Source organism: Streptomyces sp. NPDC050560, assembly GCF_044457285.1.
Lineage (GTDB): Bacteria > Actinomycetota > Actinomycetes > Streptomycetales > Streptomycetaceae > Streptomyces.
In genome coordinates, this window is record NZ_JBITGT010000001.1 from 973351 (window position 1) to 992775 (window position 19425).

Annotated in this window: 18 protein-coding genes; 4 read left to right on the forward strand and 14 right to left on the reverse strand. The window is 70.7% G+C overall.

What is annotated here, in order from left to right; all coding sequences use genetic code 11:
• Positions 1 to 13: 13 nt before the first annotated feature.
• Together ACIBIW_RS04175 and ACIBIW_RS04180 are read right to left on the reverse strand one after the other, a co-directional pair.
• A complete protein-coding gene (locus tag ACIBIW_RS04175; protein ID WP_399331664.1) occupies positions 14 to 223 on the reverse strand; it encodes a DUF397 domain-containing protein in 210 nt (69 codons plus the stop codon).
• Positions 220 to 1047 carry a helix-turn-helix transcriptional regulator gene (locus ACIBIW_RS04180; RefSeq protein ID WP_399331666.1) on the reverse strand — a complete coding sequence of 276 codons (828 nt, stop codon included), beginning with the start codon at positions 1045 to 1047 and terminating at the stop codon, positions 220 to 222. The genes ACIBIW_RS04175 and ACIBIW_RS04180 overlap by 4 nt, the downstream gene beginning before the upstream one ends.
• Before the next feature lie 271 nt (positions 1048 to 1318).
• Here ACIBIW_RS04180 and ACIBIW_RS04185 point away from each other — a divergent pair, with 271 nt between their 5' ends.
• The 3 genes from ACIBIW_RS04185 to ACIBIW_RS04195 are packed head-to-tail and all read left to right on the forward strand — an operon-like array spanning position 1319 to position 2241.
• Entirely contained in the window at positions 1319 to 1609 is a 291-nt protein-coding gene (locus ACIBIW_RS04185; RefSeq protein WP_399331668.1) for a hypothetical protein, read from the forward strand.
• Positions 1606 to 1806, forward strand: a complete 201-nt coding sequence (locus ACIBIW_RS04190; RefSeq protein ID WP_399331670.1) for a hypothetical protein — start codon at positions 1606 to 1608, stop codon at positions 1804 to 1806. Before ACIBIW_RS04185 ends, ACIBIW_RS04190 begins: the two co-directional genes overlap by 4 nt.
• 12 nt (positions 1807 to 1818) lie before the next feature.
• The gene (locus ACIBIW_RS04195) at positions 1819 to 2241 is read left to right on the forward strand and encodes a hypothetical protein (RefSeq protein WP_399331672.1); all 423 of its coding nucleotides are present in this window, start codon (positions 1819 to 1821) and stop codon (positions 2239 to 2241) included.
• 39 nt (positions 2242 to 2280) lie between these two features.
• Here the strand turns inward: ACIBIW_RS04195 and ACIBIW_RS04200 are convergent, their stop codons facing one another.
• Positions 2281 to 2859 (reverse strand): TetR/AcrR family transcriptional regulator, encoded by a 579-nt coding sequence (locus tag ACIBIW_RS04200; protein ID WP_399331674.1) that lies wholly within the window; start codon positions 2857 to 2859, stop codon positions 2281 to 2283.
• Between the two features lie 131 nt (positions 2860 to 2990).
• Between ACIBIW_RS04200 and ACIBIW_RS04205 the strand changes: the two genes are divergently transcribed.
• Positions 2991 to 4025, forward strand: coding sequence for an SDR family oxidoreductase (locus ACIBIW_RS04205; RefSeq protein WP_399331676.1), 1035 nt, complete (start codon positions 2991 to 2993; stop codon positions 4023 to 4025).
• 110 nt (positions 4026 to 4135) lie between these two features.
• Here ACIBIW_RS04205 and recQ read toward each other — a convergent pair whose 3' ends face one another.
• From recQ to nuoE, 11 genes are all read right to left on the reverse strand, one after another.
• Entirely contained in the window at positions 4136 to 6115 is a 1980-nt protein-coding gene (gene recQ, locus ACIBIW_RS04210; protein WP_399331678.1) for a DNA helicase RecQ, read from the reverse strand.
• 221 nt (positions 6116 to 6336) lie between these two features.
• Positions 6337 to 7986, reverse strand: coding sequence for an NADH-quinone oxidoreductase subunit NuoN (gene nuoN, locus ACIBIW_RS04215; RefSeq protein WP_399331680.1), 1650 nt, complete (start codon positions 7984 to 7986; stop codon positions 6337 to 6339).
• On the reverse strand, positions 7983 to 9554 hold the full coding sequence (locus ACIBIW_RS04220; protein WP_399331682.1) for an NADH-quinone oxidoreductase subunit M: 1572 nt from the start codon (positions 9552 to 9554) through the stop codon (positions 7983 to 7985). Before ACIBIW_RS04220 ends, nuoN begins: the two co-directional genes overlap by 4 nt.
• A 5-nt stretch (positions 9555 to 9559) precedes the next feature.
• Positions 9560 to 11506, reverse strand: a complete 1947-nt coding sequence (gene nuoL, locus ACIBIW_RS04225; RefSeq protein ID WP_399331684.1) for an NADH-quinone oxidoreductase subunit L — start codon at positions 11504 to 11506, stop codon at positions 9560 to 9562.
• 14 nt (positions 11507 to 11520) lie between these two features.
• Positions 11521 to 11820 (reverse strand): NADH-quinone oxidoreductase subunit NuoK, encoded by a 300-nt coding sequence (nuoK, locus tag ACIBIW_RS04230; RefSeq protein ID WP_399331686.1) that lies wholly within the window; start codon positions 11818 to 11820, stop codon positions 11521 to 11523.
• Positions 11817 to 12632 (reverse strand): NADH-quinone oxidoreductase subunit J, encoded by an 816-nt coding sequence (locus ACIBIW_RS04235; RefSeq protein ID WP_399331688.1) that lies wholly within the window; start codon positions 12630 to 12632, stop codon positions 11817 to 11819. The genes nuoK and ACIBIW_RS04235 overlap by 4 nt, the downstream gene beginning before the upstream one ends.
• Complete coding sequence (gene nuoI, locus ACIBIW_RS04240; protein WP_399331690.1) at positions 12629 to 13333, reverse strand: NADH-quinone oxidoreductase subunit NuoI; 705 nt, start codon at positions 13331 to 13333, stop codon at positions 12629 to 12631. The genes ACIBIW_RS04235 and nuoI overlap by 4 nt, the downstream gene beginning before the upstream one ends.
• Entirely contained in the window at positions 13326 to 14714 is a 1389-nt protein-coding gene (gene nuoH / locus ACIBIW_RS04245; RefSeq protein WP_399331692.1) for an NADH-quinone oxidoreductase subunit NuoH, read from the reverse strand. Before nuoH ends, nuoI begins: the two co-directional genes overlap by 8 nt.
• Positions 14711 to 17221, reverse strand: a complete 2511-nt coding sequence (locus tag ACIBIW_RS04250) for an NADH-quinone oxidoreductase subunit G (protein WP_399331694.1) — start codon at positions 17219 to 17221, stop codon at positions 14711 to 14713. Before ACIBIW_RS04250 ends, nuoH begins: the two co-directional genes overlap by 4 nt.
• Complete coding sequence (gene nuoF / locus ACIBIW_RS04255) at positions 17218 to 18582, reverse strand: NADH-quinone oxidoreductase subunit NuoF (protein ID WP_399331696.1); 1365 nt, start codon at positions 18580 to 18582, stop codon at positions 17218 to 17220. The genes ACIBIW_RS04250 and nuoF overlap by 4 nt, the downstream gene beginning before the upstream one ends.
• Positions 18579 to 19421 carry an NADH-quinone oxidoreductase subunit NuoE gene (nuoE, locus tag ACIBIW_RS04260; RefSeq protein WP_399331921.1) on the reverse strand — a complete coding sequence of 281 codons (843 nt, stop codon included), beginning with the start codon at positions 19419 to 19421 and terminating at the stop codon, positions 18579 to 18581. The genes nuoF and nuoE overlap by 4 nt, the downstream gene beginning before the upstream one ends.
• Between the last annotated feature and the right edge of the window lie 4 nt (positions 19422 to 19425).

Sequence of the window (19425 nt, forward strand, 5' to 3'; positions counted from 1 at the left end):
GGTTGCGCGTTGCTCAGTTGGTGCCCATCGTGCCCGTCTTGACGCCGTCCACGAAAGACGAGAACGCGTCGGCGGCGACGGTCAGGACCGGGCCGCTCGTGTTCTTCGAGTCGCGGACGGGGACGACGCCACGCGAGGCGGCCAGGTTGGCCGCGACCTCGACGCAGGCGCCGCCGTTGCTGCTGTAGGAAGACTTGTACCAACGGGGAGTTTCGGTCGTCACTGGATGCCCTTTCGCAACTTCTGGATCAAAGCCACGGACGCGGCCTGCGACAGCGCCTCGGCTTGAAGCTGATGGTAGGCCGTCAACTTGGACTGTACGACGTTCATATCGCGCGCCAGGCTGCCCTGATGCGCCGACTCGGCGTAGGTCAGGTGAGTCCTGTCACTCAGAGTCAGCAGGTAGATGGGAAGGTCGAACGCCCGCCGCTCACCGAGATCGAACGGGGCGACCTGGAAGACGGTGGACGGCAGTTCCGCGAAGGAAATGAGCCTATCGAGCTGCGCGGCCATGACCTCGGGGCCCCCTACAGCACGTCGGACACAGCTCTCGTCCAGGACCGCGTGGACCATCGGCGCGGGTGTTCGTACGAGGGATGTCTGCCGCCGAGTGAGCAGAGCCAATCGCTCTTCAGCTTGCTGCTCCGTGATCGCCCCCCTGCGCACGGCACCCGTCGTGATCGCGGCCCCGTAGTCCGGAGTCTGGAGCAGCCCCGGGACAAGACCTACCTCGAAGATCCGGATCTCCGTAGCCCCCGCCTCCCGCGCGACGTACTCCGGAAACCCCTCCAGAACCGCCGTGTGACGTACAGCCCTCCCCTGGCGCTCGAACTGATCGCCAGTTTCGAATACCGCGTCAGCCTTTGAGGAAAAGTGGGGGGTTGGGGATCTCCGGCCAGTTTCCACGGCGGAGATGTGGGTGCCTGAGTATCCCATCCGCTCGCCCAATTCATCCTGCGTCAGACCGCGCTCATCGCGCAGCCTGCGCAGACGCTCCCCGTACGCCGCCTTCGGCGATTCTTCGGGGACTAACTGCTTCCGGTTCAACGGTCATCACCTAACTCTCCGTGCAAAAAGCGCCAAGTTGAGGGTTGTTCAACTCTACGCCAGGCTAATCGCCCCGGTAGTGGCGTCGCTACGGAGAGGAGCGAGCCTTGCCCCGGAAACACCCTGTCATCGCGCCCGAGGGCACCTGCGAATCACCTTCACGTGGTGCTCTCGAAGAACAGAACGAATCTGCGTCGTTAGAGGTTTTGGTCGAACGGGCCCTGAAATTGGGCCTGGAGATCGAGGCCCATCTCAGAACGCTGGACGAGCGGTGAGCCGCGCGAGCGCCAACGGCGCGCGGGGCGGCTGGAGTTACCCCGTCCAGGCGGCCGGCTTCACGCATCCGCGCCAGGTCGCTCCCGGCATGACCGTCTACTGCTCGGAGCGCGGCATGCCCGGTGTGGTGACCGCCATCGACGGAGTGCACGTCGAGGTCATGCGCCCCACGGGGCTGGTGTGGCGGGTGCGTTACTGGCGGCTGCGCCCTGCCACCTCCTGGGAGCGGCGCCAGCTCACGGCCATCGCCGCACTCCACAGGAAGAGCCGGAGGAGGACACCGTGAGGAACCCACACCCGGCGGAAGCCGCGGGCACGGTCGGGGACGACGTGCTGACCGTGCACGCGCTCGAAGCGGAACTCGACCGCCACGGCGGCCTTGTCCTGCGGCCGAAGTGCGGTGCCGGAGGACCCGGCGAACTCGTCACCGAATGGCTGCGGGCGGTCAACTGCCCCGACTGCCTCGCCCTGGACCACACGTAGGAGGACCGTGCCGTGTTTTCCCACCGTTCCCTGCCGCAGTGCACCGCCCTGCGCCGACTGCCCGTACCGGAGACGCTGCTGCGAACGGCGGCAGCGGGCGAACCGCCCGAGGACCCGGTGTGGTTCGCCAACGGCTACGCCGCCTGCGAACTCGCCGAGGGCCACGACGGGGACCACGCCGACCACCTCTGGGACGTCGAGGGGCCCGACGCGGCCATGTGGCTGCGGTGGCACGACGACGGGGGCGGCGGCCACCGGTTCGCCACGCTGGCGTGGTGCACCACCGCACACCCCGGCGGCGACCCCTGCGAGCTGTACGCCGGGCATCCCCCGGGGCACTCGTGGGCCGTGGCCGACCCCACCCACGAGGCCCTCACCGCCGATATGGCGGCCCACCCGGAGCACTGGGGCCTGCCCCCGCACCAGCCCGGGTGACCACCGCGTGCGGGCGGCCCCGCCCCGGCGGCGGGCCCGTCACGCCCGTGAGCGGGTGCCGTCGAGGAAGAACCCGGCCGCGGCGGCGCTGGCCTCCTCAAGGCCGAGGCCGTGCTGCTGGGTGATCTTGATGGCGTTGAGCGCGGTGCCCGCCAGGAACTCGTACTGGATCTCGACGGGGAGGTCGCCGCGGAGCACTCCCGTCTCGATCCCGCGCGCGAGAACGCCCTGGATGACGGCGGCGAGCTGTTCGTGGGCGGTGCTGAGCATGGCGTGGTCGCTGATGAGCACCGCATAGCGGTCGCCGACGGCGACGAGCGCGCGCAGGACGCGCCCGATGGCGTCCTCGACGCCCGCCCGTTCGAGCCCGGCGTCCGAGAGCCGCCGGGCCGCGGCGCTCAGGGCGTCCGCGGAGAGGGCGGCGAGCAGGGCCTCGCGGTTGGCGTAGTAGCGGTAGAGGGTGGCGCGGCTGATGCCCGCGGCGGCGGCGACCGAGGCGAGATTGGCGCCGGTGCCCTCTTCGTGGAAGACGCGGGCGGCGGCGTCGAGGATCGCGGCGGAAGTGCGGTCGAAGCGCGGGGAGTTGCGGTGGGCGTGGGGAGGTGTGGCCGGTTCCATGATGCCCAGCAAAGTATCAGATAAGTAGCAGATTAAGACACCGCTGTTTTGACGCCCCTGTCGCCCGTTGATACATTCATGTCTCATCGAGGGATGCATGTGTCGCATCCCGGTGTGGGAGAGGGGACGGCATGAGCGACGGGACGGTGCTGGTGACCGGGGGCTCCGGTTTCGTGGCGGCGCACTGCATCCTGCGGCTGCTCGCCGCGGGGCACACGGTGCGCACCACCGTGCGCGCGCCCGAACGCGCGGACCGGGTCAGGCAGTTCCTGCGCACGGGCGGGGCAGAGCCCGGCGACGCGCTCGGCTTCGCGGTCGCCGACCTGACATCCGACGAGGGCTGGGCCGCCGCGATGGACGGCTGCGACTACGTCCTGCACACCGCGTCCCCCTTCCCCGCCGGCATGCCGCGCCACGAGGACGAACTGATCGTCCCGGCCCGCGAGGGCACCCTGCGGGTGCTGCGCGCGGCCCGCGACGCCGGGGTCCGGCGAACCGTGCTGACCTCGTCCTTCGCGGCGATCAGCTATGGGCACACCGGGGCGGCGAGGACGTTCACCGAGAAGGACTGGACCGATGTCGACGGCCCGGGGGTGAGCGCCTACGCCAAGTCCAAGACCCTCGCCGAGCGGGCGGCGTGGGACTTCGTGGAGCGCGAGCCCGCGGCGCCCGAACTGGCCGTCGTCAACCCGGTCACCGTCCTCGGCCCCGTACTCGGCCCCGGCCTCTCGACCTCCGTCACCCTCGTCCAGCGGCTCCTGGACCACGACGTCCCGGCGCTGCCGCAACTGTCGTACAGCCTGGTCGACGTGCGCGACCCCGCCGACCTGCACCTACGGGCGATGACCGCCCCGGCCGCCCACGGCGAGCGCTTCCTCGCGGTGTCCGGGGCGCCGCAGTGGATCGCCGATGTCGCGCGGGTGCTGCGCGAACGCCTCGGCGGCGCCGCCGCGCGCGTCCCCACCCGCCGACTGCCCAACTGGGCCACCCGCCTCGCCTCCCGCATGGACCCGGCGGTACGCACCTTCGTCCCCGAGCTTGGCAAGGTCAAGGCAGGCAGCTCGCAGAAGGCCCGCACACTGCTCGGCTGGACACCACGAACCCCCGAGGACGCCATCGTGGGCACCGCGGAGAGCCTGATCAGGCTGGGGCTGGTGAAGGCGTAGCTGCCGGGCGCCCCGGCCTCAGCAGCGCGGAGTGCCCCGGCCCGCAGCGCGGGGCGCCCCACCCCGGCAGCACCGGGCGCCCGGCCGCGGCCGGGGCTCCCCACCGCCGCCTACCAGTCGGGCTCCGGCTCGGAGTCCGGCTCGGGCTCCTGTCCCGGGTCCGCCCCGTCGAAGAGACCGGCGTCGGGCGCCGCCGCCCCTGGTCCGGACCCGGGCGCGGCGGTCGGCGCCGCGCCGCCCGCGGTGAAGCCGGCGACCACCTCGATCACCCCCTCGCCGTAGGTGGCGAGCTTCTTCTCGCCGACGCCGCTGATCTGGGCCATGTCACGGACGGACGCGGGCCGCAGCGTGGCGATCTCCCGCAGGGTGGCGTCGTGGAAGATCACATAGGCGGGCATGCCCTGTTCCTTCGCCTGGGCCGCGCGCCAGGCCCGCAGCGCCTCGAAGAGCGGCACCGCCTCCTCGGGGAGGTCCACCACCGCCTTCGGGCCCGCGGCCCTTGCGGTGCGCTCGGCGCGGGGCGTGGCCGCCTTCTTGGGCTCCTTGCGCAGCGGCACCTCACGCTCCCTGCGCAGTACGGCGCCGCTGTCCTCGGTCAGCACCAGCGTGCCGTACTCCCCCTCGACGGCCAGCAGGCCCTGCGCGAGCAGTTGGCGCACCGCGCCGCGCCACTCGCCCTCGCCCAGGTCCTCCCCGATGCCGAACACCGAGAGCTGGTCGTGGTCGAACTGGATCACCTTGGCCGTCCTGCGGCCGAGGAGGATGTCGATGATCTGGCCCGCGCCGAACTTCTGGTGCCGCTCGCGCTGGAGCCGTACCACCGTGGAGAGGACCTTCTGGGCGGCGACCGTGCCGTCCCAGGTCTCGGGCGGGGTCAGACACGTGTCGCAGTTGCCGCAGTCGCTTCCGGAGGACTCCTGGCCGAAGTAGGTCAGCAGTTGACTCCTGCGGCAGCGCACCGTCTCGCAGAGCGCCAGCATGGAGTCGAGGTGGGAGGCGGCGCGCCGCCTGAACGCCTCGTCGCCCTCGCCCGACTGGATCAGCTTGCGCTGCTGCACGACGTCCTGGAGCCCGTAGGCCATCCAGGCCGTCGACGGCAGGCCGTCGCGGCCCGCGCGGCCCGTCTCCTGGTAGTAGCCCTCGACGGACTTGGGCAGGTCGAGATGGGCCACGAAGCGCACGTCCGGCTTGTCGATACCCATGCCGAAGGCGATGGTGGCGACCACCACCAGGCCCTCCTCCCGCAGGAAGCGCGCCTGGTGGGCGGCGCGGGTCGCCCCGTCGAGCCCCGCGTGGTACGGCACGGCCTCGATACCCTGGCGGGTCAGGAACTCGGCGGTCTTGTCGACGCTGTTGCGCGAGAGGCAGTAGACGATGCCCGCGTCGCCCTGGTGCTCCTGCTTCAGGAAGGCGAGGAGCTGCTTCTTCGGGTCCGCCTTCGACACGATCCGGTACTGGATATTGGGCCGGTCGAAGCTGGCGACGAAGTGCCGGGCCTCCGGCATGCCGAGGCGCTGGGTGATCTCCTCGTGGGTGGCGCGCGTGGCGGTGGCGGTGAGCGCGATACGGGGGACGTCGGGCCAGCGCTCGCCGAGCAGGGACAGCGCCAGGTAATCGGGGCGGAAGTCGTGGCCCCACTGGGCGACGCAGTGCGCCTCGTCGATGGCGAAGACGCTGATCCTGGCGCGGGAGAGCAGGTCGAGCGTGGCGTCGAGGCGCAGCCGCTCCGGCGCCAGGTACAGCAGGTCGAGTTCGCCCGCGGCGAACTCGGCCTCCACTAGCCTGCGCTCGTCGAAGTCCTGCGTCGAGTTGATGAACCCGGCGCGCACGCCCAGCGCGCGCAGCGCGTCCACCTGGTCCTGCATGAGGGCGATCAGCGGGGAGACCACGATGCCGGTGCCCGGTCTGACCAGGGCCGGAATCTGGTAGCAGAGCGACTTGCCGCCGCCCGTCGGCATCAGCACGACCGCGTCGCCGCCCTCGATGACATGGTCGATGACGGCTTCCTGCTCGCCGCGGAAGGCGTCGTAGCCGAAGACCTTGTGCAAGGTCCGCAGGGCGTCGCTCTCGCCCAGCTCTGTCCCGTTCATAACCCCAGCCCCTCGGAGGAAATCGCGTGTCCCACGATAGGCGGCGGCACGGACACCGCCGGAGTTATCCACAGACTCTTTCGGTCGAAGCGACACCACGGCCGGGTGCCTGTGGATAACCATCGGCGAACGCCGGTGAACGGCCGCCGAACGCCGCCGCCCGGCTCCCCCACGGGGGCGCCGGGCGGCGGTGCGGTGCAGGCGGGCCGTGGCGGCCCGGGTCAGCGGACGAAGACGCCCGCCTGGCTCGCGAGATCCAGGAAGTACTGGGGGGCGACGCCGAGGACGACGGTGACGGCGACGCCGATCGCGATGGTGGTGGTGGTCAGCGCCGAGGGGACGGCCACGGTCGGCCCCTCCGGCTTGGGCTCGCTGAAGAACATCAGCACGATGACCCGGATGTAGAAGAACGCGGCGATGGCCGACGAGATCACACCGACCACGACCAGCGGGGTGGCCCCGCCGTCAGCCGCGGCCTTGAACACCGCGAACTTCCCGGAGAACCCGGAGGTCAGCGGGATGCCCGCGAAGGCCAGCAGGAACACCGCGAACACGGCGGCCACCAGCGGGGAGCGGCGGCCGAGCCCGGCCCACTTGGAGAGGTGGGTGGCCTCGCCCCCCGCGTCCCGTACGAGCGTGACGACGGCGAAGGCGCCGATGGTCACGAACGAGTACCCGGCCAGGTAGAACAGGACCGAGGAGACGCCGTCCGGGGTCATCGCGATCACACCGGCGAGGATGAAGCCCGCGTGGGCGATCGACGAGTACGCCAGCAGCCGCTTGATGTCGGTCTGCGTGATCGCGACGATGGCGCCGCCGAGCATGGTGATGATCGCGATGGCCCACATCACCGGGCGCCAGTCCCAGCTCATGCCGGGCAGCACCACGTACAGCAGCCGCAGCAGGGCGCCGAAGGCGGCGACCTTGGTGGCGGCGGCCATCAGGCCCGTCACCGGCGTCGGGGCGCCCTGGTAGACGTCCGGGGTCCACATGTGGAACGGCACGGCGCCGACCTTGAACAGCAGGCCCATGACGACCATCGCGGCGCCCATGATCAGCAGGGCGTCGTTGCCCATGGTGCCCGCGAGCGCTGGGTCGACGGTCTTGATGCTGCCGTCGACGACCTGCGCGATCGTCGAGTACGACACCGAGCCCGCGTAGCCGTAGAGCAGCGCGATGCCGAAGAGGGTGAACGCCGAGGCGAACGCGCCGAGGAGGAAGTACTTCACGGCCGCCTCCTGCGACATCAGCCGCTTGCGGCGGGCCAGCGCGCACAGCAGGTACAGCGGCAGCGAGAACACCTCAAGGGCGACGAACAGCGTCAGCAGGTCGTTCGCCGAGGTGAAGACGAGCATGCCGCCGATGGCGAAGAGCGCCAGCGGGAACACCTCGGTGGTGGTGAACCCGGCACGCACCGCCGCCTGCTCCGCGTCGCTGCCCGGCACCGAGGAGCCCTGTGCGGCGAAGGAGTCGACACGGCTGCCGTGCGCCTCCGGGTCGAGGCGGCGCTCCGCGAAGGTGAAGACCGCGACGATGCCCGCCAGCAGGATGGTGCCCTGGAGGAACAGCGAGGGGCCGTCGACGGCGATGGCGCCCATGGCCGCGATATGGCTCTTGGTGGTGCCGTAGCCGCCCGCCGCGAGGCCGACGACGGCGGCGAACGCCGCCGCGAGCGCCACGACCGCGATGAACGCCTGCGTGTAGTAGCGGGATCTGCGCGGGATGAACGCCTCGACGAGGATGCCGACGACGGCCGCGCCGATGACGATCAGGGTGGGCGACAACTGCCCGTATTCGATCTTCGGCGCGTCGATCTTGGAGATCGGACCGGCCGCCGTTGTCCACAGGCTGTGGACGGCAGTTGGGCTCACTGGGCCGCCTCCACCTCGGGCTTGGGGTCGTGCTTCTGGACGTCGGACATGGTCTGCTTCACGGCCGGGTTGACGATGTCGGTCAGGGGCTTCGGGTAGACGCCCAGGAAGATCAGCAGGGCGATCAGGGGGGCCACGACCACCAGTTCGCGCGCCTTGAGGTCCGACATGCCGTGCACACCGGCCTTGACGGGCCCCGTCATCGTGCGCTGGTAGAGCACGAGGACGTACAGCGCGGCGAGCACGATGCCGACGGTGGCGATGACGCCGACCGCCGGGTAGCGCGTGAACGTGCCGACCAGCACCAGGAACTCGCTGACGAACGGGGCGAGTCCGGGCAGCGACAGGGTCGCGAGGCCGCCGATGAGGAAGGTGCCCGCGAGCACCGGGGCGACCTTCTGCACCCCGCCGTAGTCGGCGATGAGCCGGGAGCCGCGCCGGGAGATCAGGAAGCCCGCCACCAGCATCAGCGCGGCCGTCGAGATGCCGTGGTTGATCATGTACAGGGTGGCGCCCGACTGGCCCTGGCTCGTCATCGCGAAGATGCCCAGGATGATGAACCCGAAGTGGGAGATCGACGCGTAGGCGACAAGGCGCTTGATGTCGCGCTGGCCGACCGCGAGCAACGCCCCGTAGATGACGCTGATCAGCGCCAGCACCATGATCACGGGGGTGGCCCACCTGCTCGCCTCGGGGAAGAGCTGGAGGCAGAAGCGGAGCATCGCGAACGTGCCGACCTTGTCGACCACGGCCGTGATCAGCACGGCGACCGGCGCGGTGGCCTCGCCCATCGCGTTCGGCAGCCAGGTGTGCAGCGGCCACAGCGGGGCCTTCACCGCGAACGCGAAGAAGAACCCGAGGAACAGCCAGCGCTCGGTGCTCGTCGCCATGGACAGGTCGCCGCTCGCGCGGGCCTGGGCGATCTCCTGGAGGGAGAAGTTGCCCGCGACGACGTAGAGACCGATGACGGCGGCCAGCATGACGAGGCCGCCGACCAGGTTGTACAGCAGGAACTTCACCGCGGCGTACGAGCGCTGGGCCGCGGCGTTCTCGTCGCTCCCGGCGTGCGCCCGGTCCCCGAAGCCGCCGATGAGGAAGTACATCGGGATCAGCATGGCTTCGAAGAGGATGTAGAAGAGGAAGACGTCGGTGGCCTCGAAGGAGAGGATCACCATCGCTTCCACGGCCATGATCAGGGCGAAGAAGCCCTGAGTGGGCCGCCACCGGGAGCTGTGCGTCTCCAGGGGGTCCGCGTCGTGCCAGCCGGCCACGATGACGAACGGGATCAGCAGCGCCGTGAGCGCGAGCAGGGCGACCCCGATGCCGTCGACGCCGAGTTCGTAGCGCACGCCGAAGTCGGCGATCCACGCGTGCGACTCGGTGAGCTGGTAGCGGTCGCCGCCGGGCTCGAAGCGTACGAGCGCGATCGCCGCGCACACCAGGGTGGCGAGCGAGAACAGCAGCGCCACCCATTTCGCGGTGGTGCGCCGGGCCGCAGGCACCGCGGCGGTGACGACCGCGCCGACGGCGGGGACGGCCGCCGTCACTGTGAGCAGGGGGAAGGACATCGGTATCAGACCGCCCTCATCAGCAGCGTCGCGGCCACCAGGACCGCGGCTCCGCCGAACATCGAGACCGCGTAGCTGCGGGCGTAGCCGTTCTGGAGTTTGCGCAGCCGCCCCGAGAGGCCGCCGAAGGAGGCCGCGGTGCCGTTGACGACCCCGTCGACCAAGGTGTGGTCGACGTAGACCAGGGAGCGGGTGAGGTGCTCACCGCCGCGGACCAGGACGACGTGGTTGAAGTCGTCCTGGAGGAGGTCGCGGCGGGCGATCCTGGTGACCAGGGAGCCGCGCGGGGCGACCGCGGGCACCGGCCGCCTGCCGTACTGGAGGTAGGCGATCCCCGCGCCGACGACCAGCAGCACCAGGGTGGCCACGGTGACGGTGCCCGCGCTGACCGGGGAGTTGCCCTCCTCGTGGCCCGTGACGGGCGAGAGCCAGTGCAGGAAGCGGTCGCCGACGCCGAAGACCGCGCCCGCGAAGACCGAGCCGAAGGCCAGCACGATCATGGGGATCGTCATGGACTTGGGCGACTCGTGCGGGTGCGGCTCCGCGTGCTCGCCGCGGTGCTCGGCGGCGGGCTCCACGTCGGGCGAGGCGGGCGAGGCCGTCCCGGCGCCCTTCCAGCGGGGCTCGCCGAAGAAGGTGAGGATCATCACGCGCGTCATGTAGTACGCGGTGATGGCCGCGCCCAGCAGGGCCGCGCCGCCGAGAATCCAGCCCTCGGTGCCGCCCTTGGCGAACGCCGCCTCGATGATCTTGTCCTTGGAGAAGAACCCGGACAGGCCGGGGAAGCCGATGATCGCGAGGTAGCCGAGGCCGAAGGTGGCGAAGGTGACCGGCATCTTCCGCCACAGGCCGCCGTAACGGCGCATGTCCACCTCGTCGTTCATGCCGTGCATGATCGAACCGGCGCCGAGGAAGAGCCCGGCCTTGAAGAAGCCGTGCGTCACCAGGTGCATGATCGCGAAGACGTAGCCGATCGGGCCGAGCCCGGCGGCGAGGACCATGTAGCCGATCTGGGACATCGTCGAACCGGCGAGCGCCTTCTTGATGTCGTCCTTCGCGCAACCGACGATCGCACCGAACAGCAGCGTGACCGCGCCGACGACGGTGACCGCCAACTGGGCGTCGGGCGCCGCGTCGAAGATCGCGCCGGAGCGGGTGATCAGGTAGACGCCCGCGGTGACCATGGTGGCGGCGTGGATGAGGGCGGAGACCGGCGTCGGGCCCTCCATCGCGTCACCGAGCCAGGACTGGAGCGGCACCTGCGCGGACTTGCCGCAGGCGGCGAGCAGCAGCATGAGGCCGATGGCGGTCAGCTTGCCCTGGCTGCCGTCGTCCACCGCGCCGTTCACCGGGCCGAACGCGAAGGTGCCGAAGGTGGTGAACATCAGCATGATCGCGATGGAGAGGCCCACGTCGCCGACGCGGTTGACGATGAACGCCTTCTTGGCAGCCGTGGCCGCGCTCGGCTTGTGCTGCCAGAAGCCGATCAGCAGGTACGAGGCGAGGCCCACGCCCTCCCAGCCGACGTACAGCAGCAGGTAATTGTCCGCGAGGACCAGCAGCAGCATCGCCGCGAGGAACAGGTTCAGATAGCCGAAGAAGCGGCGGCGCCGCTCGTCGTGCTCCATATAGCCCACGGAGTAGATGTGGATCAGGGTGCCCACACCCGTGATGAGGAGCACGAACGTCATCGAGAGCTGGTCGAGCTGGAAGGAGACGTCGGCCTGGAAGCCCTCGACCGGGACCCAGCTGAACAGGTGCTGGTGCACGGACCTGGCACCGGCGCTCCTGCCCAGCATGTCGCTGAAGAGGATCACGCCGAGGACGAAGGAGAGGGCCGCGAGCAGGGTGCCGAGCCAGTGCCCGGCCCTGTCCAGTCTCCGGCCGCCGCAGAGCAGCACGGCGGCTCCGAGCAGTGGCGCCGCGATGAGCAGCGCGATCAGGTTGTCCACGAGACTGCGACCCCTTACAGCTTCATCAGGCTGGCGTCGTCGACCGAGGCCGAGTGGCGGGAACGGAACAGCGACACGATGATCGCGAGCCCGACCACGACCTCGGCGGCGGCGACGACCATCGTGAAGAACGCGATGATCTGCCCGTCGAGATTGCCGTGCAGCCGGGAGAAGGCGACGAAGGCCAGATTGCAGGCGTTCAGCATCAGCTCGATGCACATGAACACCACGATGGCGTTCCGCCTGATCAGCACGCCGGTGCCGCCGATCGTGAACAGCAGCGCCGCGAGGTAGAGGTAGTAGACAGGATTCACTGGGAAGCCTCCTCGGACCCGGTACGCTCCAGGCGGTTCGCGGAGCGCTGCTCAAGCGCCCGCAGGTCGTTCATCGCCTCGTCGGACACGTCGCGGATCTGGCCGCGGTCGCGCAGCGTCTTGTTGACCGTCAGCTCGGACGGGGAGCCGTCGGGCAGCAGGCCCGCGATGTCCACCGCGTTGTGCCGGGCGTAGACGCCGGGGGCGGGCAGCGGCGGGAGGTGCCTGCCCTCGCGCACCCGCTGCTCGGACAGCTCGCGCTGGGTCTTCGCGCGCTCCGTGCGCTCCTTGTGGGTGAGCACCATCGCGCCGACGGTCGCCGTGATCAGCAGGGCGCCGGTGATCTCGAACGCGAACACGTACTTGGTGAAGATGAGGGAGGCGAGGCCCTCGACGTTCCCCGCCGAATTGGCCTGTCCCGTGCCGTTGAAGTCCTTCAGGGACGCGTTGCCGATCCCGGCGATCAGCAGGACGCCGAAGCCGACGCCGCACAGCACCGCGAGCCAGCGCTGCCCCTTGATGGTCTCCTTGAGGGAGTCAGCGGCGGTGACGCCGACGAGCATCACCACGAAGAGGAACAGCATCATGATCGCGCCCGTGTAGACGACGATCTGGACGATGCCGAGGAAGTACGCCCCGTTGGCGAGGTAGAACACCGCCAGGATGATCATGGTCCCGGCGAGGCACAGGGCGCTGTGCACCGCCTTGCGCATGAGCACCGTGCACAGGGCGCCGATCACGGCGACGATGCCGAGGACCCAGAACTGGACGGCCTCGCCCGTGGAGGTGTGGTAAGCCGCGAGCTGCATCATCGGCCGATCACCTTCTCGGAGGCCGGTTCGTCGGGGCCGAAGTCCGAGGACGCCTCCTGGGCGACCTCGCCCTTGGACAGCGCCACCTGACGGGTGGTGCCGGGCGCCGCCTCGGTCACCAGGCCCCGGTAATAGTCCTGCTCGTCGGTGCCGGGGTAGATCGCGTGGGGGCTGTCGACCATGTCGTCGGTGAGCCCGGCGAGCAACTGCTCCTTGGTGTAGATCAGGTTCTGCCTGCTGCTGTCGGCCAGCTCGAACTCGTTGGTCATCGTGAGCGCGCGGGTGGGGCACGCCTCGATGCACAGGCCGCACAGGATGCAGCGGGCGTAGTTGATCTGGTAGACGCGGCCGTAGCGCTCGCCGGGGCTGTAGCGCTCCTCGTCCGTGTTGTCCGCGCCCTCGACGTAGATGGCGTCGGCGGGACAGGCCCAGGCGCACAGCTCGCAGCCGATGCACTTCTCCAGGCCGTCCGGATGGCGGTTGAGCTGGTGCCTGCCGTGGAACCGGGGCGCGGTGACCTTCGGCTGCTCCGGGTACTGCTCGGTCAGCCGCTTCTTGAACATGGCCTTGAAGGTCACGCCGAAGCCCGCGACCGGGTTCTGGAAACCGGGATCGGTCTCCTTGCCCGCGGACTGCGGCGCGTACGGCTCGACGCCGCCTGACTCGGCCGGCTTGCGCGGCTCCGGGGATCGCTCAGCCATCGGACGCCTCCTTTCCGTCACTGGCAGTATCCGGCCCACCACTGACAATCAGCTCGCGCTCCTGCCGGGAACGGCGCCTCGGCACCGGCGGCAGGGTCTGCCCCGGCAGCGGCGGCACGGGGAACCCGCCCGCCATCGGGTCGAACTCGGGGGTTTCCCCGTCGGCCCTGTCGGTCACCTCGGCGCCCGGCGCCCCGTCCGGTTCGTCGCGGCGCGGCCTGAGCGCGTCGACGGCGAACGTGATCAGCAGCACCACGATGACGGCGCCCGCCACGTAGAGCACGATGTCGCCGAAGTCGTAGTTCTCGTTGCGCAGCGCCCGCACGGTCGCCACGAGCATCAGCCAGACCACGGAGACCGGGATCAGGACCTTCCAGCCCAGCTTCATCAACTGGTCGTAGCGCACGCGCGGGAGCGTGCCGCGCAGCCAGATGAAGAAGAACAGCAGCAACTGGACCTTGATGACGAACCAGAGGAGCGGCCACCAGCCGTGGTTCGCGCCCTCCCAGAAGGTGCTGACGGGCCACGGGGCGCGCCAGCCGCCGAGGAAGAGGGTGGTGGCGACGGAGGAGACGGTCACCATGTTGACGTACTCGGCGAGCATGAACATCGCGAACTTGATCGACGAGTACTCGGTGTTGAAGCCGCCGACGAGGTCGCCCTCGGACTCGGGCATGTCGAACGGGGCACGGTTGGTCTCGCCGACCATGGTGACGACGTAGATCAGGAACGACACCGGCAGCAGCAGGATGTACCAGCGGTCGTGCTGCTCCCCGACGATCGTGGACGTCGACATGGAGCCCGAGTACAGGAACACGGAGGCGAACGCGGCGCCCATGGCGATCTCGTAGGAGATCATCTGGGCGCAGGAGCGCAGCCCGCCGAGGAGCGGGTACGTCGAGCCGGACGACCAGCCAGCGAGCACGATGCCGTAGATGCCGACGGACGCGGTCGCGAGGATGTAGAGCATCGCGATCGGCAGGTCGGTGAGCTGCATCGTGGTGCGGTGGCCGAAGACCGAGATCTCGTTGCCCGAGGGGCCGAACGGGATCACGGCGATGGCCATGAACGCGGGGATGGCGGCGACGACGGGCGCGAGCACGTAGACGAACTTGTCCGCGCGCTTGACGATGACGTCTTCCTTGAGCATCAGCTTCACGCCGTCGGCGAGCGACTGGAGCATGCCCCAGGGCCCGTGCCGGTTGGGGCCGATGCGCCGCTGCATCCAGGCGACGACCTTGCGCTCCCACACGATGGAGAAGAGCACGGTGATCATCAGGAAGGCGAAGCAGAAGACCGCCTTGACGAGGACGAGCCACCAGGGGTCGCGGCCGAACAGCGAGAGGTCTTCCTGCGCGAGCGTCACGAGATGCGGCGTCATGACGTCACCTCCGTGGCCTCGGGGGCCGCGGACACGGTGGCCGGGCCGATGCGGACGAGTGCGCCTGGGCGGGCGCCGGTGTCGGCGGCGACCCCGTGTCCCACGGAGTTCAGCGGGAGCCAGACCACCCGGTCGGGCATCTCGGTGACCAGCAGCGGGAGTTCCGTGGCGCCCTCGGGTCCCGTGACGGCGAGGGTGTCGCCGTCCTTGACGCCCGCCTCGGCGGCGGTGGCGGCGGAGATCCTGGCGACCGCGGCGTGCCGGGTGCCGGCCAGCGCCTCGTCGCCCTCCTGGAGCCGGCCGCGGTCGAGCAGGAGCCGGTGCCCGGCGAGCACGGCCTCGCCCGCCTCGGGCCGCGGCGGTGTGGCGCCGGACTCCAGGGGCTCGCCCGCGGGGGCGCCGCCCCAGTGGCCGAGCCGGTCGATCTCGGCGCGGGTGGTGCGCACGTCGGGCAGTCCGAGGTGGACGTCCATCGCGTCGGCGAGCATCTGGAGGACGCGGCCGTCGGTCGGGGGCAGCCGGTGCGTCATCTGGTCGGGCTTCAGCGCGGCCTCGAACGTACGGGCACGGCCCTCCCAGTTGAGGAAGGTGCCCGCCTTCTCGGGGACGGCGGCGACGGGCAGGACCACGTCGGCGCGGTCGGTGACCTCGCCGGGACGCAGTTCGAGCGAGACGACGAAACCGGCCGCGTCGAGCGCCGCACGCGCGCGTGCGGGCTCCGGCAGGTCGTCGAGGTCGACCCCGGCGACGAGGAGGGCGCCGAGGTCGCCCGCGGCGGCGGCGTCCAGGATTCCGGCGGTGTCGCGGCCCTGCCGGGTGGGCAGGTGGGCGACGCCCCAGGCGGCGGCGACCTCGTCACGCGCGCGCGTGTCGCCCGCGGGGCGCCCGCCGGGCAGCAGCGTCGGCAGGACGCCCGCCTCGACCGCGCCGCGGTCCCCGGCCCTGCGGGGAATCCACACCAGCCGGGCGCCGGTCGCGGTCGCGGCGCGCACGGCGGCGGTGAGGCCGCCGCTGACGCCCGCGAGGCGCTCGCCGACGGCGATGACGGCGCCCTCGGCGCGCAGCGCCTCGGCGGCCGCGGCCCCGTCGCCCTGGAGGCCGACCTGGCCCGCGAGGGCGTCGAGCCACTCGGTCTCGGTGCCGGGGGCGGCGGGCAGCAGGGTGCCGCCCGCCTTCTCCAGGCCCCGGGTGGCGTGGGTGGCGAGCGCGAACGTGCGCTGGCCGTGCCCCCGCCACGCCTTGCGCAGCCTCAGGAAGACGCCGGGCGCCTCCTCCTCGGCTTCGAGGCCGACGAGGAGCACGGCGGGCGCCTTCTCCAGAACGGTGTACGTGACGCCGGTGCCGTCCAGGTCGCGGCCGCGGCCCGCGACGCGGGCGGCGAGGAAGTCGGCCTCCTCCGCGCTGTGCGCGCGGGTGCGGAAGTCGACGTCGTTGGTGCCGAGCGCCAGGCGCGCGAACTTGCCGTACGCGTACGCGTCCTCGACGGTGAGGCGGCCCCCGGTGAGGACCCCGGCGCGGCCGTGCGCGGCGGCCAGGCCCTCGGCGGCCGCGGCGAGCGCCTGCGGCCAGCTCGCGGGGACCAGCTCACCGCTGTCGGCGTCGCGGACCAGCGGGTGGGTGAGGCGGTCGGGGCGCTGCGCGTAGCGGAACGCGAAGCGGCCCTTGTCGCACATCCACTCCTCGTTGACCTCGGGGTCGTTGGCGGCGAGCCGCCGCATGACCTTGCCGCGCCTGTGGTCGGTGCGGGTGGCGCAGCCGCCTGAGCAGTGCTCGCAGACGCTCGGCGACGACACCAGGTCGAAGGGGCGGGAGCGGAACCGGTAGGCGGCGGAGGTGAGGGCGCCGACGGGGCAGATCTGGATGGTGTTGCCGGAGAAGTACGACTCGAAGGGGTCGCCCTCGCCCGTGCCGACCTGCTGGAGGGCGCCGCGCTCGATGAGTTCGATCATCGGGTCGCCCGCGATCTGGTTGGAGAAGCGGGTGCAGCGGGCGCACAGCACGCACCGCTCCCGGTCGAGCAGCACCTGGCTGGAGACCGGCACGGGCTTCTCGTACGTGCGCTTGGCGCCCTCGAAGCGGGAGTCGGGGTCGCCGACGGACATGGCCTGGTTCTGGAGGGGGCACTCGCCGCCCTTGTCGCAGACGGGGCAGTCCAGCGGGTGGTTGATGAGCAGCAGCTCCATCACGCCGCGCTGGGCCTTCTCGGCGACGGGCGAGGTGATCTGGCTCTTGACCACCATGCCCTCGGTGCAGGTGATGGTGCACGAGGCCATGGGCTTGCGCTGGCCCTCGACCTCGACGATGCACTGGCGGCAGGCGCCCGCGGGGTCGAGGAGGGGGTGGTCGCAGAACCGGGGGATCTCGATGCCGAGGAGTTCGGCGGCCCTGATGACGAGCGTGCCCTTCGGCACGCTGATCTCGGCGCCGTCGATGGTCAGGGTGACCAGGTCCTCCGGTGGAACGGCGGGCTCGCCTCCTTTGGAGGGAGCGCCAGTCGTCACCGTCATGCGTTCACCTCCGTGTGGTTGTCCGCCCATGCGGTCGACTTGGCGGGGTCGAAGGGGCAGCCCCCGCCGGTGATGTGCTGCTCGTACTCCTCGCGGAAGTACTTGAGCGAGGAGAAGATCGGCGAGGCGGCGCCGTCGCCGAGGGCGCAGAACGACTTGCCGTTGATGTTGTCGGCGATGTCGGCCAGCTTGTCGAGGTCGTCCATGGAGCCCTTGCCGGCCTCGATGTCCCGGAGCAGTTGCACGAGCCAGTACGTGCCCTCGCGGCAGGGCGTGCACTTGCCGCAGGACTCGTGGGCGTAGAACTCGGTCCAGCGGGTGACCGCGCGGACCACACAGGTGGTCTCGTCGAAGCACTGGAGCGCCTTGGTGCCGAGCATCGAGCCGGCGCCGCCGACGCCCTCGTAGTCCAGCGGGACGTCGAGGTGCTCGTCGGTGAACATGGGGGTGGAGGAGCCGCCCGGGGTCCAGAACTTGAGGCGGTGCCCGGCGCGGATGCCGCCGCTCATGTCGAGGAGCTGGCGCAGCGTGATGCCGAGGGGGGCCTCGTACTGTCCCGGGCTCGTGACGTGGCCGCTGAGCGAGTACAGCGTGAAGCCGGGGGACTTCTCGCTGCCCATCGACCTGAACCACTCCTTGCCCTTGTCCAGGATCGCGGGAACCGACGCGATGGACTCCACGTTGTTGACAACAGTGGGGCACGCGTAAAGACCGGCCACGGCGGGGAAGGGGGGGCGCAGGCGCGGCTGGCCGCGACGGCCTTCGAGCGAGTCGAGCAGGGCAGTCTCCTCACCGCAGATGTACGCGCCGGCGCCCGCGTGCACGGTGAGTTCGAGGTCGAGGCCGCTGCCGAGCACGTCCCTGCCGAGGTAGCCCGCCGCGTATGCCTCGCGCACGGCCTCGTGCAGCCTGCGCAGCACGGGGACGACCTCGCCGCGCAGGTAGATGAAGGCGTGGGCGGAGCGGATGGCGTAGCAGGCGATGACGATGCCCTCGATGAGGGAGTGCGGGTTCGCGAAGAGGAGGGGGATGTCCTTGCAGGTCCCGGGCTCCGACTCGTCGGCGTTGACGACGAGGTAGTGCGGCTTGCCGTCGCCCTGGGGGATGAACTGCCACTTCATCCCGGTGGGGAAGCCCGCGCCGCCGCGTCCGCGCAGGCCCGCGTCCTTCACGTAGGCGATGAGGTCGTCGGGCTCCATCGCGAGGGCCTTGCGCAGGCCCGCGTATCCGCCGTGGTCGCGGTAGACGTCGAGCGTCCAGGACCTGTCCTCGTCCCAGAAGGAGGAGAGCACCGGGTGGAGGAGCTTCTCCGGGTTGGTCTCGTCCCGGGCGCCGGAGCTTTCGGTGGTCACGGTCATCACTCCCCCTCCTCGGCGGCCGGTCCCGACGGGTGCGCGGGGTCGGAGGCCGATGTCGGCTGCGGTGCGTCGTGCGAGCTGAGGTGCTCGGAGCCGGGCTGGGGCGTGTCGGCCTTGGCGGCGTCGGCGGGCGGTGTGTCGCCGGGGCCCGCGTCGCGCGGGTGGACGACGCGTCCCTCCAGGCCCTCGCCCTTGGCGAGGCGGAGTCCGACGAGGGAGGCGTGGCCCGCGCTGCCCGAGGCGTCGGTGGCGCCGGGGCGCTCGTCGGGGAAGCCCGCGAGGATGCGGGAGGTCTCCTTGAACGTGCACAGCGGGGCGCCGCGGGTCGGCTCGACCTGGACACCGGCGCGCAGGTCGTCGACGAGGCGCTTGGCGGACTCGATGGTCTGGTTGTCGAAGAACTCCCAGTTGACCATCAGTACGGGCGCGAAGTCGCAGGCGGCGTTGCACTCGATGTGTTCGAGGCTGACCTTGCCGTCCTCGGTGGTCCCGCCGTTGCCCACGCCCAGGTGCTCCTGGAGGGCGGAGAAGATCGCGTCGCCGCCCATGACCGCGCAGAGGGTGTTGGTGCAGACGCCGACCTGGTACTCGCCGCCCGGACCCCGCCGGTACATGGTGTAGAAGGTGGCGACGGCGGTGACCTCGGCGGTGGTGAGGTCGAGCAGGTCCGCGCAGAACTGCATGCCGGTGCGGGTGACGTGGCCCTCCTCCGACTGCACGAGGTGCAGGAGCGGGAGCAGCGCGGAGCGGGAGCCAGGGTAGCGGGCGATGATCTCCTTGGCGTCCGTCTCCAGGCGCGCGCGTACGTCGGCCGGGTAGTCGGGGGCGGGCAGTTGGGGCATGCCC

Excerpts from the sequence above, each read along its gene's own strand:
- ACIBIW_RS04250 (WP_399331694.1), bottom strand. The coding sequence starts at position 17,221 with ATGACGGTGACGACTGGCGCTCCCTCCAAAGGAGGCGAGCCCGCCGTT.
- nuoE (WP_399331921.1), bottom strand. The coding sequence starts at position 19,421 with ATGCCCCAACTGCCCGCCCCCGACTACCCGGCCGACGTACGCGCGCGC.
- nuoI (WP_399331690.1), bottom strand. The coding sequence starts at position 13,333 with ATGGCTGAGCGATCCCCGGAGCCGCGCAAGCCGGCCGAGTCAGGCGGC.
- recQ (WP_399331678.1), bottom strand. The coding sequence starts at position 6,115 with ATGAACGGGACAGAGCTGGGCGAGAGCGACGCCCTGCGGACCTTGCAC.
- ACIBIW_RS04235 (WP_399331688.1), bottom strand. The coding sequence starts at position 12,632 with ATGATGCAGCTCGCGGCTTACCACACCTCCACGGGCGAGGCCGTCCAG.
- ACIBIW_RS04200 (WP_399331674.1), bottom strand. The coding sequence starts at position 2,859 with ATGGAACCGGCCACACCTCCCCACGCCCACCGCAACTCCCCGCGCTTC.
- ACIBIW_RS04205 (WP_399331676.1), top strand. The coding sequence starts at position 2,991 with ATGAGCGACGGGACGGTGCTGGTGACCGGGGGCTCCGGTTTCGTGGCG.
- ACIBIW_RS04220 (WP_399331682.1), bottom strand. The coding sequence starts at position 9,554 with ATGTCCTTCCCCCTGCTCACAGTGACGGCGGCCGTCCCCGCCGTCGGC.
- nuoH (WP_399331692.1), bottom strand. The coding sequence starts at position 14,714 with ATGACGCCGCATCTCGTGACGCTCGCGCAGGAAGACCTCTCGCTGTTC.